The organism is Pseudanabaena sp. lw0831 (assembly GCF_016584665.1).
GTDB lineage: Bacteria > Cyanobacteriota > Cyanobacteriia > Pseudanabaenales > Pseudanabaenaceae > Pseudanabaena.
This window is the reverse complement of sequence record NZ_BBJB01000112.1, coordinates 48,593-63,415: the sequence shown is the minus strand read 5'-3', so window position 1 is coordinate 63,415 and position 14,823 is coordinate 48,593. Positions and strand designations below refer to the sequence as shown.

Annotated in this window: 18 protein-coding genes and 1 pseudogene; 11 read left to right on the top strand and 8 right to left on the bottom strand. The window is 41.5% G+C overall.

All coding sequences use genetic code 11. The features are described from left to right. The 4 genes from APA_RS22935 to APA_RS22920 form a co-directional block, all read left to right on the top strand. A partial coding sequence (locus APA_RS22935; RefSeq protein WP_201324536.1) for a CHAT domain-containing protein occupies positions 1-618 on the top strand: 618 nt, incomplete at its 5' end. 99 nt (positions 619-717) lie between these two features. Next, complete coding sequence (locus tag APA_RS22930; RefSeq protein WP_201324535.1) at positions 718-1,659, top strand: serine protease; 942 nt, start codon at positions 718-720, stop codon at positions 1,657-1,659. A 14-nt stretch (positions 1,660-1,673) separates the two neighbouring features. Further along, complete coding sequence (locus APA_RS22925; RefSeq protein WP_201324534.1) at positions 1,674-3,233, top strand: tetratricopeptide repeat protein; 1,560 nt, start codon at positions 1,674-1,676, stop codon at positions 3,231-3,233. A gap of 38 nt (positions 3,234-3,271) precedes the next feature. Next, positions 3,272-3,960, top strand: a protein-coding gene (locus APA_RS22920) for an IS1 family transposase (RefSeq protein ID WP_201322838.1) whose coding sequence is annotated in 2 segments (ribosomal slippage) — positions 3,272-3,604 and positions 3,607-3,960 — 687 coding nt in all. Because the reading frame shifts where the segments join, the coding sequence is not laid out codon by codon here. A 23-nt stretch (positions 3,961-3,983) separates the two neighbouring features. On the opposite strand, the pseudogene APA_RS22915 reads toward APA_RS22920, so the two are convergent. The 4 genes and pseudogenes from APA_RS22915 to APA_RS22900 form a co-directional block, all read right to left on the bottom strand. After that, positions 3,984-4,508 (bottom strand): annotated as a pseudogene (locus tag APA_RS22915) (Rpn family recombination-promoting nuclease/putative transposase); the annotation flags it as partial. Positions 4,509-4,575: 67 nt separating this feature from the next. Beyond that, positions 4,576-5,760, bottom strand: coding sequence for a F420-0:Gamma-glutamyl ligase (locus tag APA_RS22910; protein ID WP_201324533.1), 1,185 nt, complete (start codon positions 5,758-5,760; stop codon positions 4,576-4,578). 102 nt (positions 5,761-5,862) lie between these two features. After that, complete coding sequence (trpA, locus tag APA_RS22905; RefSeq protein ID WP_201324532.1) at positions 5,863-6,657, bottom strand: tryptophan synthase subunit alpha; 795 nt, start codon at positions 6,655-6,657, stop codon at positions 5,863-5,865. Positions 6,658-6,827: 170 nt separating this feature from the next. Continuing rightward, the gene (locus APA_RS22900; protein WP_236579992.1) at positions 6,828-7,049 is read right to left on the bottom strand and encodes a DDE transposase family protein; all 222 of its coding nucleotides are present in this window, start codon (positions 7,047-7,049) and stop codon (positions 6,828-6,830) included. A 197-nt stretch (positions 7,050-7,246) separates the two neighbouring features. Between APA_RS22900 and APA_RS22895 the strand changes: the two genes are divergently transcribed. Together APA_RS22895 and APA_RS22890 are read left to right on the top strand one after the other, a co-directional pair. Then, on the top strand, positions 7,247-7,819 hold the full coding sequence (locus APA_RS22895) for a DUF6272 family protein (protein WP_201324531.1): 573 nt from the start codon (positions 7,247-7,249) through the stop codon (positions 7,817-7,819). 87 nt (positions 7,820-7,906) lie between these two features. After that, positions 7,907-8,251 carry a hypothetical protein gene (locus APA_RS22890; protein WP_201324530.1) on the top strand — a complete coding sequence of 115 codons (345 nt, stop codon included), beginning with the start codon at positions 7,907-7,909 and terminating at the stop codon, positions 8,249-8,251. Positions 8,252-8,324: 73 nt separating this feature from the next. Here APA_RS22890 and APA_RS22885 read toward each other — a convergent pair whose 3' ends face one another. Further along, positions 8,325-8,813 (bottom strand): hypothetical protein, encoded by a 489-nt coding sequence (locus APA_RS22885; protein ID WP_201324529.1) that lies wholly within the window; start codon positions 8,811-8,813, stop codon positions 8,325-8,327. A gap of 66 nt (positions 8,814-8,879) precedes the next feature. Here APA_RS22885 and APA_RS22880 point away from each other — a divergent pair, with 66 nt between their 5' ends. Further along, positions 8,880-9,146: a hypothetical protein gene (locus APA_RS22880; RefSeq protein WP_201324528.1), complete on the top strand. Its 267-nt coding sequence runs from the start codon at positions 8,880-8,882 to the stop codon at positions 9,144-9,146. 33 nt (positions 9,147-9,179) lie between these two features. Beyond that, positions 9,180-10,289: a GTP-binding protein gene (locus APA_RS22875; protein ID WP_201324527.1), complete on the top strand. Its 1,110-nt coding sequence runs from the start codon at positions 9,180-9,182 to the stop codon at positions 10,287-10,289. 103 nt (positions 10,290-10,392) lie between these two features. Here APA_RS22875 and trxA read toward each other — a convergent pair whose 3' ends face one another. After that, positions 10,393-10,710: a thioredoxin gene (gene trxA, locus APA_RS22870; RefSeq protein ID WP_201324543.1), complete on the bottom strand. Its 318-nt coding sequence runs from the start codon at positions 10,708-10,710 to the stop codon at positions 10,393-10,395. A 214-nt stretch (positions 10,711-10,924) separates the two neighbouring features. Here trxA and efp point away from each other — a divergent pair, with 214 nt between their 5' ends. From efp to APA_RS22855, 3 genes are all read left to right on the top strand, one after another. Beyond that, entirely contained in the window at positions 10,925-11,485 is a 561-nt protein-coding gene (efp, locus tag APA_RS22865) for an elongation factor P (protein WP_201324542.1), read from the top strand. Next, complete coding sequence (gene accB / locus APA_RS22860) at positions 11,486-11,974, top strand: acetyl-CoA carboxylase biotin carboxyl carrier protein (protein ID WP_201324526.1); 489 nt, start codon at positions 11,486-11,488, stop codon at positions 11,972-11,974. A 171-nt stretch (positions 11,975-12,145) separates the two neighbouring features. Continuing rightward, positions 12,146-12,382 carry a hypothetical protein gene (locus tag APA_RS22855; protein ID WP_201324525.1) on the top strand — a complete coding sequence of 79 codons (237 nt, stop codon included), beginning with the start codon at positions 12,146-12,148 and terminating at the stop codon, positions 12,380-12,382. A 70-nt stretch (positions 12,383-12,452) separates the two neighbouring features. On the opposite strand, the gene APA_RS22850 is transcribed toward APA_RS22855, so the two are convergent. Both APA_RS22850 and APA_RS22845 read right to left on the bottom strand, forming a co-directional pair. Then, a complete protein-coding gene (locus APA_RS22850; RefSeq protein ID WP_201324524.1) occupies positions 12,453-12,989 on the bottom strand; it encodes a cyclic nucleotide-binding domain-containing protein in 537 nt (178 codons plus the stop codon). A gap of 180 nt (positions 12,990-13,169) precedes the next feature. Further along, positions 13,170-14,759 (bottom strand): glucose-6-phosphate isomerase, encoded by a 1,590-nt coding sequence (locus APA_RS22845; protein WP_201324523.1) that lies wholly within the window; start codon positions 14,757-14,759, stop codon positions 13,170-13,172. Positions 14,760-14,823: the final 64 nt, after the last annotated feature.

Genomic DNA, 14,823 nt, shown 5'->3' with positions numbered 1-14,823 from the left:
AATCTAAAAACTCAACCCAACATCCTCGCAGGAGCATTTGGCGGTAAAGCAGGCGAGAAAAAGTTTGGACAAAATGCACTACCTGCCACGCTTACAGAAGTCCAAGCGATCGCAAATTCATTCACAAACTCAGTAACGCTCACCGAAGAGAAGTTTAGCCGCCAAGCGATCGAATCTCAATTCAAAAATCACAATATTCTTCATCTTGCTACTCATGCCTCGTTTAACACAGGTACACCCGACAATTCATTCATCATTTTTGGCAATGGCGACAAAATCAAGCTCAATGAAATCTCTGAGTGGCAGATTCCAAATATAGATTTGATTATGTTGAGTGCTTGTGAGACTGGAGTTGGTAAGCTTGGTGATGGAGTAGAAATATTGGGATTTGGCTATCAAGTCCAGAAAGCAGGTGCAAAAAATGCGATCGCCTCGCTCTGGAAAGTCGATGATGCTGGCACACAGGCTCTCATGGCAGCTTTTTATAGAGAGTTCCAGAAAGGTGACGTTAATGTTACTGAAGCTTTACACAGAGCGCAAGTTTCGCTAATTCGCTCCAAAGAGTTCAACCATCCTAATTATTGGTCGGCTTTCTTTGCGATCGGGAATGGACTGTAAGTACCTTGCTGTTGCAAAATTTGTAACGTTGATTCATTTTCCTGTAAGTAGTCTTAGACTGAGTAATAGTAAAATTTAGCTAAATGGATTTGTAAAGCAATGAAATATAAAACTTTGAACGTTTTGTTTGGATTTAGCATCGCGATCGCTTACATGTCTAGTCCAATCATTGCGCCCGTTAAAGCCCAATCCCTCTTGGATTTTCAGCCCAAACAAGAAATTGCCCCTAAACAAATCGATAGCCTCAAGGAAATTGGGACTAGTCTTGATGGCTTTATCCCCAAAAAGTTGCAAGAGTCAGAATCACCGATGGGGAGCAATCGAGCGATCATTGGAGAGGATCAACGCATACCGATGATGAGTCGTGAGTATCCTTGGTCAACGGTGGGCAAGATCGTGATGATCGGCAAAGACAAGAAAGAATATTCCTGTACGGGAACTTTGATTGGGAAGTCGCTGGTGATCACTAATGCTCACTGTGTATACGATGAGAGTGGGAAGCTATTCCCCAACATCTTCTTTTTGCCGAATTTAATCAATGGACGATTGCGAACAAAAAATGATGTTGCTTCGGTGCGCAATATCTTGGCAGGCACGAGTAAACCTAATTGGCGATCGGCAGATGATTGGGCGATTTTAGAATTGGATAAGCCCTTGGGTGAGAAGTATGGTTTTCTCAGGTGGAGAACGGTTCCAGTAGCATTGCTACAGAGATATAAGAATCGTCTGGCTGTGGCAGGCTATTCAGGCGACTATCCCGATCCTAAAGCCTATAGTGGCTCTGAATTTTCAGCGGGCAAGGGTTACACCGCAGGAGTCCATTTAAAGTGCAGTGTGCTGGGAGAGCGCGATGGAATGCTAGTGCATGACTGTGATACTAATCCAGGAGCTTCTGGCTCGGCTTTGATTAGTAAGATTGATGGAGTTTATCAAATTATCGGGCTTCATGCCATAGGACGAAGAGATCGCAGTGGTCGCGGAGTAGAAAACTATGCTGTGCGGATCGGTCGGATTGAAGCAGCGTTAAACAAGGGTAAGTAAGCAGAGGGTTTTTTATGCGTAAGATTTTTAGTATTGCGATTTTGACTTTGTTAATGGGTTTGCCCGTCCAGAATGCGGTGAGCGAAACAGCGATCGCCCAAGTATCCTCAAATCGCCAAGCTGAGGCAGATCGACTCGCAACTCAAGGTAGTCAACTAACTCAAGCTAAGAATTACTCTGAAGCCTTGGCAACCTACGAACAAGCACTTCAAATTTATCGTGAGCTTAAAGATCGCAGTGCCGAGTCCGTGATGCTCAATAATATTGGGCTAACCTACTTCAGGCAAAAGCAGTATCAAAAGGCGATTGAGTTCCATCAACAATCCTTAATCATCAAAAAGCAAATTGGCGATCGCAAAGGTGAAAGTACTTCGCTCAGTAACATTGGCGTTGTATATTACAATCAAGGGCAGTTTGAGAAAGCGATCGATTTCTTTCAGGATGCCTTAGCAATTAGGCAACAACTCGGAGACAAGAAGAGTGAAGTAACTTCGCTCAGTTATCTGGGCAATGCTTATCGCAAGCTGAAACAATATCAAAAAGCGATTGATATCTATCAGCAAGCTTTGGTGATTGTGAAGCAATTAGGCGATCGCAATGAGGAAAGTACTGTGCTTGGCGATCTGGGCAGTGCCTATAGAAATCTAGGGCAGTACCAAAAAGCCGTTGACTCCTATCAGCAAGCTCTAGCCCTTTTTAGACAAATCGGCAACGCACAATCAGAGGGCTATGCTCTCAGTGATCTTGGCGATGTTTACCGCAGTTTAGGACAGTATCAGCAATCAATTGATGCGTATACTCTTGCCTTAGCCGTTGTCCGCAAACTCGGCGATCGCAACAGTGAAAGGAGTTTGCTAAACGATTTGGGAACTACCAATATGATCGTGGGACAGTATGCTAAAGCAATTGGTTTTTACCAACGCTCCTTGATGCTTGCAAAACAGTTTAAAGATCTTAATGGCGAAGGAAATTCACTGATTGGGATTGGGAATGGCTATAACAGTTTAGGTCAGTACCAAAGGGCGATTGAATTTTATCAGCAAGCCTTAGTTTTGAAAAGGCAAGAAGGCGACCAACAAGGTGAAGCAAAGTTATTCGGCAACTTGGCTAATACCTACAACTATCTGGGCAATTTCAAGAAGTCAATTGACTTTAACCAGCAATCTATAGACATCTTTAAAAAAATCGGCGATCGCGAAGGGCTTGGCAAGTCGCTGAACAATATTGGTAGTGCTTATGGTAGTTTGGGTGACTATCCTAAAGCGATTGACTTCCATCAGCAATCCTTAGCCATATCCAAACAACTTGGCAATGTCAGTGGTGAAGCAACAGCATTCAATAATCTCGGCACTATCTATCGCAATTTAGGACAAGTCCAGAAGGCGATCGAGCTATATCAACAGGCTCTAGCAATTAATCAGAGCAATGGCGATCGCGATGGGGAAGGGCTATCACTTGGCAATCTAGGCAATTCTCAAATGAGCCTTAGTCAGTTCTCAAAAGCCGCTGACTTCTATCAGCAAGCTTTAGCCATTTTTAAACAAAATGGCATTGCACAAATGAAGGATGAATGAGTAAATATAAAGATAACGAGTTTAAGCAATGAAAAACAATGAAATGTCCAAAGTGTGGTTCAACACATATTCGTAAAAATGGGAAACGAGGAGACAAACAAAATCATATTTGTGCTGATTGCGGTCGTCAGTTCATTGATAACTACTCAGTGATTGGATATTCGCAAGATGTCAAAAGAATATGCCTAAAAATGTACTGCAACGGCATGGGATTTAGACAAATTGAGAGATGTACCGATGTTAGTCACAACTCAGTCATCAACTGGGTTAAGGAGGCAGCAAAGCAATTACCAGAACATCCCCCCATTGAAACTATTCCTGAAGTTGGTGAATTAGATGAACTCCAGACTTTTGTTGGGTCAAAAAAAACTTGATTTGGCTATGGACTGCGGTGAATCATTTTAGTCAAGGCATATTGGCTTGGGTATTAGGAGATAGGAGTAGCCAAACCTTTGAAAACTTGTGGACATTGATTAAGGTGTGGCAATGCTATTTCTGGGTTACTGATGGCTACTGTGTCTACAAAATGTTTATCAACTCGGAGGATCAAATTATCAGCAAAACCTATATGACTAGAGTTGAGGGTGAAAATACTAGACTGAGACATTATTTAGCCAGATTGCACAGAAAAACTTTATGCTATTCAAAATCGGAAGAAATGTTGAGGTATTCAATTCGTCTGTTAATTCACTATCTTAAGTACAAATCGATTCCTTCATTTTCTTGATTCATCTTTCATTTGTGCAACGCCCATTTATCAGCTAGGGTTTCGAGATCGTCAATAGTTTTATGAAACTTTGGTAACTCGACAAATACTAGCTCTAGATCATAAATGGGATAGTTAATCAGAAAGTCTTTCTCTTTTAAAATAAAGCAAGAGGTTAACTGATTGATTTCTGGAAACATCTCAAAATCTGTAATCGTCAGTGCAATCACAGGGTTGAGCATTGTATAGTCGTCCCCAACACCCAGTTGAATAGAATAAGTTTTCGCAGCGTTATAGAGAATACGTTTCTCAAAACCTTCGATATTCAAGACCTGCATTTCGATAATCACTTTGGTCTCATTATCGAGTGTAGCTTTGACATCTAAATAAGTATCTTTAACACCTCGAATGCGCGGAGCTAAATAAGGATTAAGGATTGTTAACTGCCTAATCGTGTTCTCGCCATTGTAGAGAATGGCGTTGAGAAAACTTATCAAAACATCATGGCTTTGTTCTGAGCCAAATATCTTTTTGAATGCAAAATCAGTTTTAGGGTTAATAAATTGCATATGCTTCAGTTAAACCTTTAAACCTTGCTTTAATTCATTTTAGCGCTCTTAATCGTCTTAGGGAAAGTTATGCTCCACTATTGGGGCGAATCAAAACTATTGGAGTTTGCTCGGCAGCATTCCCCGCTGGATTCATTAATAGAGCTTGATTAAGAAGTTTCTCAGATACCCCTGAAGTCGCGGCTAACACCTTGACACGGCGTAAATCGTTGACATCCACGATCGCGGCTTCTAGCCCTGTTCCTGCCTTGATTTCATCAACTACTGCTTGAGGGTTTTTCGGACCTAGGACAATAAACTGGTCATAGGGAGGCAAAGTCCCCGTCACATCATCAATCAGTCTTGCCTGATCGCCAGCCAGCATATAAAACACCCCAGGTACTCGCAAAAATGCCTTAGCTAAAGCACCGACAATAAAAGCAAAAGCAACTCGCAATGCGCCCGACTCGTTAATCAAGGATTGTAAACCGCAAGCAGTGGCGAGACTAGAAGTGCTTTTAAAGTAATAGCAGAGACGTTTAGCTAACCACTTAGGCTTAATGTCACTGGGGTGATAAAAATTTCCTTGCATAATTGCGATTGGCGTTTCCGCGATCGTGACGATATCACCAGCTTGTGCATGACTCATCACATAGCGCTGCATCACCTCGACTGGACTATCTCCCGCCGATAAAATGTGCGTGCGAATGGGCAATACATCTGCATCAGGCGTGGGTCGCCAACGTTCTCTTTGATTTGCATCAGGAAACTGTAAGGGAATAATGCAATGTTTAACTTTTTCTTCGCGTCCAGCTGGCCCATAGATAGTGTAATGAACACGTACCCATACAGTCTTTAGTTCTTCTAAGTTTTTGCCACTCAGGTCAATCTGAATCTCAACACCTGTACTGTGATTAGGAGTAACAATATAAGACTCCCAATAATTATCGTTGCGACTAGCAGAATTTGGATGACGCGATCGCAACTCGACTTTGCTATTAATGCCATCAAGACTATCGCTAGACAACATCGAGATCACAGGATCGACTTCAACTAGAAACACATCGAGATTACGAGTTTTGTTGGTTGCTGTGAGCAATAACTCAATACGATAGTGTTCTGGCTCGTAGGTCAAAAATTGCCACAGCCCGCTATCAAACTCTAGTAAGTTGCCTTGGCGGGTCGTGTATTGCCACTCAAACAATAACCACAGCAGCAAAACTAGACCAGCCAAAACCGCGATCGCAATACCCACACCAATCAAAATATTCATAAGCCTTAAATACCTACTTCCTAATCTTTAAGCCCTAAGGATAATGACCAATTTTGTTGTGGCGTGGCGAATCCGCGCCACAACAAAATTGGTCGCCAGCCCCTAATCTCTACTAATAGATTGCTTGAGAGTTTTGCAAAGTTCAGCGATCGCATGTAAGCCACCATCAGGTTCTGCAAGTTTTCTTACCATCGCACTCCCAACGATCGCTCCATCCGCATTCCAGTCGATTACCTGCTTAGCATGTTCAGGCTGTGAGATGCCAAACCCAACGGCGATCGGTTTGTCCGTAATCACTCTCAGTTGCTCGATCATCGTTTTTACTCCCTTCGCAACTTCGGTACGCACGCCTGTAACACCTGTAGCACTGACTACATAGATAAAGCCTTGTGATTTCTCGGCGATCGCGGCTACGCGATCGGGTGGGCTAGTAGGAGCAATTAACAAAATCACTTCAATCCCTGCTTTTTGAGCAGGTTCTAACAAAACATGAGATTCTTCCAGAGGTAAATCGGGAACGACTAAACCACGAACCCCTGCTTTATAAATTGTTTGCAAAAACTTTTCTACACCCATATTCAAAATTGGGTTGTAGTAAGTGAACAAAATAATTGGAGATCGCAGTTCTGGTGCAACGGTTCGTACAACATCTAAAACTTTTTCCAGTGTTGTCCCATTTCGTAAAGCTCTTGTTGCTGCGGCTTGAATTACGGGGCCGTCTGCCAATGGATCTGAGTAAGGGACACCAAGCTCGATCATGTCCGCGCCGTTTTGATCTAGGACCCGCAAAGCTTTTGCTGTTGTCTCTATGTTAGGATCGCCAGCCGTAATAAATGGAATCAGCGCGGCTTGCCCTTTAGCTCGCAGTTCTTCAAATCGAGCGGAAACGGATATCATGACGTAAAAATTCCCACAGAATGTAGTCCCGTATTATAGTAGCGCCTCATGGCTACTTGTTACTGATCCCCGCCAAAGGCTCAACAAAACCAATTTTTATAATGAGAATTGCTGCTAAAAGCGGGGCAACCCGCAATAAATTAGAGTCAGCACCAAGTGCTGACTCTAATTTATTGCGGGTTGCATTTTCCAGCGCGGATTAGTCCGACTCGTTTGGCGATCGCTTCACCCTGAGAGGCAAAAGCACCCCAAGTTTCCACGGAATTTGCAATTTCTTCGCTACGATCGCTTTTGACGATCTCGCAATGACCCGTATCACGTTTACAAATAAACCATTCCTCTGAAGCAGGGCGATCGCTGAGATCTTGTGAGTTGTGAATTTGAGCAGACATAGGATTTATCGTGGTACTAAATTACATAAATACTAGAGTTTTCCGAAGACAAACTCTAATATTTATGTAATTTAACAGGTTGCATCGCGTCCCTAAACGTAGTAAAAGAAATCATAGATTTGTTAAGCTTTTGTAAGATATTGCATACCACTTAAGAAATCCTAAACAACTACAAATATTAAAAAATGGCGTTAACTATGGCGCAAGTCTTTGGAGAATTCACAGAAAATTTTTCCGAAAGAAGCGAGTTTTTGGTTCTAGGATTTTCTCCATCATCTTTACCAATCCAACTACGTTGGAAGACCAATGGGCTTTCGGCTGATTTCCTTGGAGATTATGTCAAGAACTTTTTCCCTGGTGACACTAGTGCGGCTTTAAACAAACAAACTGAAGTACGCCATGCAGTTAGCTTTGTCGCGAATGAATTGCTAGAGAATGCAATGAAATATAGTGATAAAAGTGCAGGACAACCAGTCAATCTAGAAGTGCATCTATTTAGCGATCGCCTAATATTTGTATCAAAAAATAGTGTTCACCAAGAAGCGATCGCTAATTTTCAGAACTACTTGCAGCAAATTACCACTGATGATGTGGGTGAAATGTATATTAATCAAGTTGAAAAAAGCGTTGACAATGGCGAATCCGAAAGTTCTGGGCTTGGCTATTTGACCATGATCATGGACTATGATGCAGTTCTAGGATGGAAGTTTGAACAGATTTCTAATAAGCCAGCCACAATGGTGACAACAATGGTGCAGTTGCCCCTGTAGCAAATTATTCAACAAAGTTATTAGGTTAATCCCTAGTGAAGTTTTTAGAAAATATGAATCAAATTTTTTGTCAGGAGAATTTAAATAATGGAAGTTAAAGGAGATGACTATCGGGTCTGGTATGAACAATCAGATACAGTTATCTATTGCGAAGGATCTCTACGTTTAGCAGGGACAGAAGAATATGCGCCAATTGTGCAGGTTTTAGAGGATGTAATTGCACAAAACCCAAAAAAGATCACCTTAAATCTTTGTCAGTTAGAATTTTTGAATAGTTCAGGTATTAATGTCCTATCTAAATTCGTGATCAAAGTTCGCCAAAAAGAAACAATTAAGATTACTGTGCAAGGCTCTGAAAGTATACCTTGGCAGGGGAAATCCTTAAAAAACTTGCAAAGACTGATGCCAGCGCTTAAGTTGGAATGGATTTAACCAAAACCAAAGTCCAAAAAGAGCAATCACCAGATACGCTGGTGATTGCTCTTTTTGGACTTTGGTTTTGAGGCTAAGTGGCAACAGCGATAACTCTATGAATAGTTTCTTTGCGAACAGTCTCTAAAAGATTTTTGATTAAGGTTGCTGAAACATGACCAGTATCAACCTCTTGACCCGATACTTGCGACAAAAACGTCAAAATTTGTTTTGGCAAAATCAATGTTAATCCATTTTTTAGATGTAGTTCTAATTTACAAACTCCTGTAACTACAGGGTAAATGCTGTATTGATTTAATCCATTGATAAACTGTCCACCAGTATCGAAATAGCTCAATTGAAGATATCGATAGCTAGGGGTTTGGCTACCATAACCATAAAGTTCTTGTTTGATGAACTCAGAAAGCTCAATGGAGTTATTAGCCTGTGCAAATGCCAAACATTTTTCTAATGCTTGAGTTAGTGGCAACTTATTGATTGCTTCTTCCAATTCTAGACGTGATTCTAAGGCGGCTAGGATATTGTCTAGGCTAAAGGTAATACGAGCTTCAGGAACTGACATGATGATCCGCAATGATAAAGCTATCTTTAGTAAAATTAGGACATAAAACTTAGAAAGTAAAGATAAATGCTGGGCATTCCAGCAATTCTAGTTTTCAAAATGGATTTTGATATTTTTAGCGATTACGATGCTGAAAATCTTCACAATGAGACTTATACTCTATCAAAAAAAATACTAGAGGCAGAGCGAAGCAATGCCTCTAGTATTTTTTTGATGGTGACAGATTGTCTTTACTTCAGTAATTCAATTATAAAACCGATTTTGGAGATTTTAGAGCCGCAGGCTCTAAAATCTCCAAAATCGGTTTTGATGAGCTATGTGATGATCGGCTAAAATGATAATCAAAGTTATTCTTGCCTAAAGTCCATGCTCACTTCCGATCGCATTGTTAAACAAGAAATTACACCAGATTTTATTGATGTAGATGTCCCCAAACGCGGGATGCCAGTTACGATCATTACAGGCTTTTTAGGCAGCGGTAAGACCACCTTACTCAATCACATTTTACAAAACCAGCAGGATTTGAAGGTTGCGGTTTTAGTAAATGAGTTTGGCGATATCAACATCGATAGTCAATTATTGGTTTCTGTCGATGAAAATATGATGGAACTTAGCAATGGCTGTATTTGCTGCACCATCAATGATGGGCTAGTTGATGCTGTTTATAGTGTGCTTGAAAAAGGCGATCGCATTGATTACATGATTGTCGAAACTACTGGCGTAGCCGATCCTTTACCGATCGCCTTAACATTCTTAGGCACTGAGCTACAGCATTTAACTCGTCTTGATTCGATTTTGACTGTTGTTGACTCTGAATCGTTTACATCTGACCATTTCAATAGTGATGCTGCTTATGCCCAAATCATGTATGGCGATATTATTATTCTTAATAAAACCGATCTAGTTCCCGAAGAAAAGCTACAAGAACTAGAAACTTACATTCACAAAACCAAGACTAAAGCCAGAATTTTGCGATCGCATTTAGGAGTTGTCCCATTACCGCTAATTCTGGATATTCAGATCGACCAATCAGCGATCGCTGCTACCAAAGAGTCTAGTCAACAGGCTGATCATCACGAGCATGACGATCACGCCCACCACGACCACGCTCATGCCCATGAACACAGCCATGATGCCAATTGCCAACACGATCATCACGACCATGATCATCATCACCATTCTAATCACCTAGAAAACGACGGATTTATCTCAATTTCATTTCAAAGCGATCGCGCCTTTGAGCTTGATAAGTTTCAAAACTTTCTGGACAAGCAATTACCAATCGATGTTTTCCGCGCCAAAGGTATTTTATGGTTCGCCAATATCGACAGTCGCTATGTCTTTCAACTCAGTGGTAAACGTTATGAACTCAAAACTGACGATCGCGGCAAATCTTTAAATAATCAACTAGTAATCATTGGTCGTAATTTGCACCGTGAAGAACTACTAGCAAAGCTCACAGATTGTCTTGTCTAAATCAAAAATGCGCTTTTGAGAGTTAATAATGAGCCGCGCGAAGCGCGGCTCATTATTAACTCTTTAGGACAAAAAAACACCAGCAAGGGTTCTTTTTTTTGGATTAGGCGTGAATTGCTATGCGATCGCATAATTGATCGGCTTGAATTACCCCCTCAACCCGATCAACAGGCGCTCCATCCTTAAACAAAACTAATGTTGGCAAAGCATAAACCTTATATTGTGAGGCTAGATCGGGGTAGTTGTCAGTATTGATCTTTACAATCTGAACTTTATCTTTCATCTTTTCACTAACCTTGTCCAAAATCCCTGTCATAAGCTGACAAGGACCACACCAAGGTGCATAAAAGTCCACAAGTACAGGCAATTCTGAACTTTCCAACAATTCGTCAAAACTACCAAACTGCTTTTTTACTGACATGGGGCGATCGCTCCTATAAAAACTCAATTCTATAACAATTGCCATAAAAGTAGGAGAGCTACAATGTGTCCCTAGCTATTCTCATTACAAAAACAATTTCGATAATTGAGAATTGCAGATGCGTCCTACCTGCTTTTATATTGGTTTTAATATTTTTTGTCGCAAAGGTTACATCACTAGGCTAAAATTGTCACTGGCTATTACTCAACCTGCAATGATCTCTAGTAACGATTTTCGACCCGGTGTAACAATTGAACTTGACGGCGAAGTCTGGCGTGTAGTTGAATTTTTACACGTGAAGCCCGGCAAAGGTTCCGCATTCGTTCGCACGACTCTAAAAAGCGCCATGACAGGTAAAACCCTAGAAAAGACCTTTAGGGCTGGCGAGACACTCCCTCAGGCTGTTCTAGAAAAAAGCTCAATGCAGCACACCTATAAAGAAGGCGATGATTATGTCTTTATGGATATGCAGAGCTTTGATGAAGCGACGTTAACTACTGCCCAGATTGGTACTCGCGTCAAGTACATCAAAGAAGGCATGGAAGTCAATGTTGTGCGCTGGGGTGAAAGAATCATTGAAGTTGAATTGCCCAACACTGTTGTCCTCGAAGTGATCGAAACCGATCCCGGCTTAAAGGGTGACACAGCAACGGGCGGTAGCAAATCCGCGAAGATGGAAACTGGCGCGTCAATCAATGTTCCTCTATTTGTGAATATTGGCGATCGCATCAAAATTGATACTCGTGAAGACACGTATTTGGGGCGTGAAAATTAGGTGGAATTTAGCTTAGAGCAAGTACGTGAACTAGTCACGATTCTAAATAAGACTGATATTACCGAACTGACTCTAGAATCAGGCGATGTCCGTCTGAGTATCCGTAAAAGCGAAAATAGATATGCTGCACCTGCGACTATGCCAACAGCTGCCGTTGTCTCCGCAATGTCATCAACAGCGATCGAGAACAATGCAACAAGCACTGTGGCACATACCACCACGATCGCTGATTCTCTTCCTACCAAAAAGCTGATCGAAATTACATCGCCTATGGTTGGTACTTTTTATCGCTCTCCAGGTCCTGACGAATCTCCATTTATCGAGATTGGAGATACAGTCAAAAAAGGTCACACAGTTTGCATCATCGAAGCAATGAAGTTAATGAATGAGATCGAATCAGAGGCTTCTGGCAAAATCGTAGAAATTCTAGTGGAAAATACTCAACCAGTTGAGTATGGTCAAGTTTTAATGCGAATCGAAGCAAATTAAAGAATAGACTCTTTCCATTTACTCTTTAGACATAGAAAAGGCGGCACAAAGTGCCGCCTTTTCTATGTCTAAAGAGTAAATGGAAAGCACACCTAAGAGATATTGCCCTTAATTGTAAACAATTGTTAAGATAACTACATCGAACATCAAGTAACTTCTTCAGAGGACACAATGGAAACCAAATTTGACTTTAATGGCAAAAATCTTTTTACCCCAATCGCCTTTCGCGAAGACTTTAATCAGTTTGCCCGTTTAAGTGAAACTCAAGCTTGGTCAATGTTTTTTACAGCAAGTCGTGAGGATAATGCGTTGGGATTTAGTAAAAGCACAGGAAGATTTTGGACAGGGCTAGTTATTGCCGCAGTTGTCGAAGCGATGCTCGGTGCTACCATTTTTCATGTTCTTTAAAATGATTGTTGTCGATCAAATCTTGATACCGTCAACCTGTGCGGCAATCAAGATTTGCTCTCTTCATCTATTAAGCTTTGCGAACATTTTTGATTAACCAGTTAAACTTGGCTTCGGCTAGTTCTAAGTTGCCTAACATAGACTGACCAAATCCACCAAAATGTGATTCTAAGTTGTCAATATCGTAACCATACCCAAGCCGACTAACAGTACCGCGCAGGCGATCGGAAAGGCAAAGGCAGATGGCACGATAAAATCGCGATGCAAAATTTATATCCTGTTGAAGTTTCGATAAGAGTTGAACTCTTGGTATTGATAATACGACGCTTTCTTCTAGCGATCGCACACTAGCCAGAGGGGGTCTACTGTCAATAAATGAGACTTCACCCAGAATTTCTCCTTCAGAAATTCTGGCAAGTTCTTTATGATCTTGAGACTCAATAGCAACACTAAACGATCCACTCACAACGATATATAAAGCTTCACTGACCTGACCTTCTCGAATCAGTAGGCGATCGGGGGCAATTGTCTCGCTTTTTCCTTTCTGGACGAGCCAGTCAAGGTCACTATTATTGAGTTCGCTAAAGAAAAGTAAAATTTTCTTCACATTTAACCTCTGTAACTGGATAAAACGTAAGAAATCATATTCTTGCAGATTATTTTGTAAAAATAGTAATGATAATTAAAAAATTTAAGAAATAGTATTTTTTAATTTTTAGCTATTTCTAATGATGCTTAACCTTAAAACAAAAGCGGCGCAAAGAGCCGCCCTTATTTTAGGATTAAATTACAAAATCAACATCATTTTCAATGTTTTAGGCTTAGATAAATCTCCCTCAAATAGAATTTTGCAATTGGCATGAAGATGACGAGCAATGTGGTACAAAGACTCAATTTCATCTAAAGCATCGATTTTGATGGCAATTTCTTCCAGAGAGAGAGAGACATTTGAAGTTTTCAATGCTTCAACAAGTTTCATTTGCAAAGCAAGTACTTTTGCACCAGCTTTTTTACCAGCCTCAACTCCAGGTTGATGGTAAGCGTTGATGTTTACTAACGAAGCATAAAAACTCACAGCACGCTCATACAGAGCAATTAATGCGCCAATCGTAAGTTCAGAAACAAACGGGATCGTGACCGTGATGGAGTCTCTACCATTTTCGTATAGAGCACTGCGAGTACCTTGGAGAAACCCTAGTAAATAATCACCTGTGACAACACCTTCTTCGACTTCGGGATGTGGCTTTGCCGAGTCCAGTAAAACTTCGATAAAAGTTGCAAAGAAGTTAGGGACACCTTCGCGCAGCTGCTGTACGTAAGCATGTTGATCGGTAGAGCCTTTGTTCCCATAGACTGCGATCCCTTGATAGACAGTATTACCATCAAGATCTTTCTCTTTACCGAGAGATTCCATTACCAGTTGTTGCAGATAGCGACTAAACAACAGAAGTCGATCCTTATAGGGCAAAACCACCATATCTTTTTCGCCCTTACCGTTGCCTGTAAAGTACCATGACATCGCCAGAAGAGCCGCAGGGTTTTGGTGAATATCCTCAATACGGGTAGCGGCATCCATCAAACTTGCACCACGCAGCATTTCGCGAATATCAATGCCTTGAAGGGCTGCAGGTAATAAGCCGACCGCCGAAAGTTCTGAGGTTCTGCCACCAATCCAGTCATACATGGGGAATTGATCGAGCCAACCACCAGCGATCGCATATTTCTCCAACGCACTACCGACTCCTGTAATCGCGATCGCCTGTTTCGCAAAATCTAAACCTGCTTGTTTAAAAGCAAACTCGGCTTCTTTCATGCCATTGGCTGCTTCAGGAGTACCGCCAGACTTGGAAATTACCAAGACTAATGTTGTACTAAGGCGATCGCTTAATAGGTCGAGCACTAAGTCGATCCCATCGGGATCGGAGTTATCCATAAAACTGATTTTGAGGGGCACATCGGCTTTAGCAAAACATTGGGCAACAAATTGTGGACCTAAAGCCGATCCACCAATGCCAATCGAAAGAATATCTGTAAACTTTGGTGCACTTGGTGGATGGATGATCCCCGTATGCACCTTCTTTGTAAAATCTTCAATGCGATCAAGAGTCTCTGTAATATCTTTCCGCAATTCTTCAGTAGGAGCGATTTCAGGGGATCGCAGCCAATAATGCCCAACCATCCGCTGTTCGTCAGGATTGGCGATCGCGCCTAACTCTAGAGCTTTCATGTCGGCAAAAGCCCTGACAAACTTAGGTAGTATCTGTGTCACAAAGTCTGGCGTAAACCTGATCCGACTGATATCCACGTACAGCCCCAACTCTGAATGGTAGTACAGCCAGTCTTGATAACGTTGCCACAGTTCCACAGCCGAACTCATACGAACCTCACTTTGCTTTTTCTGGATAGCTTAGATGCATAAACCCAATCGTAAGTGATAACAA

Coding starts and splice junctions, on each gene's coding strand:
- APA_RS22875 (WP_201324527.1), top strand. CDS start 9,180: ATGCTCACTTCCGATCGCATTGTTAAACAAGAAATTACACCAGATTTT.
- APA_RS22885 (WP_201324529.1), bottom strand. CDS start 8,813: ATGTCAGTTCCTGAAGCTCGTATTACCTTTAGCCTAGACAATATCCTA.
- APA_RS22880 (WP_201324528.1), top strand. CDS start 8,880: ATGCTGGGCATTCCAGCAATTCTAGTTTTCAAAATGGATTTTGATATT.
- APA_RS22910 (WP_201324533.1), bottom strand. CDS start 5,760: ATGAATATTTTGATTGGTGTGGGTATTGCGATCGCGGTTTTGGCTGGT.
- APA_RS22890 (WP_201324530.1), top strand. CDS start 7,907: ATGGAAGTTAAAGGAGATGACTATCGGGTCTGGTATGAACAATCAGAT.
- APA_RS22855 (WP_201324525.1), top strand. CDS start 12,146: ATGGAAACCAAATTTGACTTTAATGGCAAAAATCTTTTTACCCCAATC.
- APA_RS22900 (WP_236579992.1), bottom strand. CDS start 7,049: ATGTCTGCTCAAATTCACAACTCACAAGATCTCAGCGATCGCCCTGCT.
- APA_RS22845 (WP_201324523.1), bottom strand. CDS start 14,759: ATGAGTTCGGCTGTGGAACTGTGGCAACGTTATCAAGACTGGCTGTAC.
- trpA (WP_201324532.1), bottom strand. CDS start 6,657: ATGATATCCGTTTCCGCTCGATTTGAAGAACTGCGAGCTAAAGGGCAA.
- APA_RS22930 (WP_201324535.1), top strand. CDS start 718: ATGAAATATAAAACTTTGAACGTTTTGTTTGGATTTAGCATCGCGATC.
- APA_RS22895 (WP_201324531.1), top strand. CDS start 7,247: ATGGCGCAAGTCTTTGGAGAATTCACAGAAAATTTTTCCGAAAGAAGC.
- APA_RS22925 (WP_201324534.1), top strand. CDS start 1,674: ATGCGTAAGATTTTTAGTATTGCGATTTTGACTTTGTTAATGGGTTTG.
- efp (WP_201324542.1), top strand. CDS start 10,925: ATGATCTCTAGTAACGATTTTCGACCCGGTGTAACAATTGAACTTGAC.
- trxA (WP_201324543.1), bottom strand. CDS start 10,710: ATGTCAGTAAAAAAGCAGTTTGGTAGTTTTGACGAATTGTTGGAAAGT.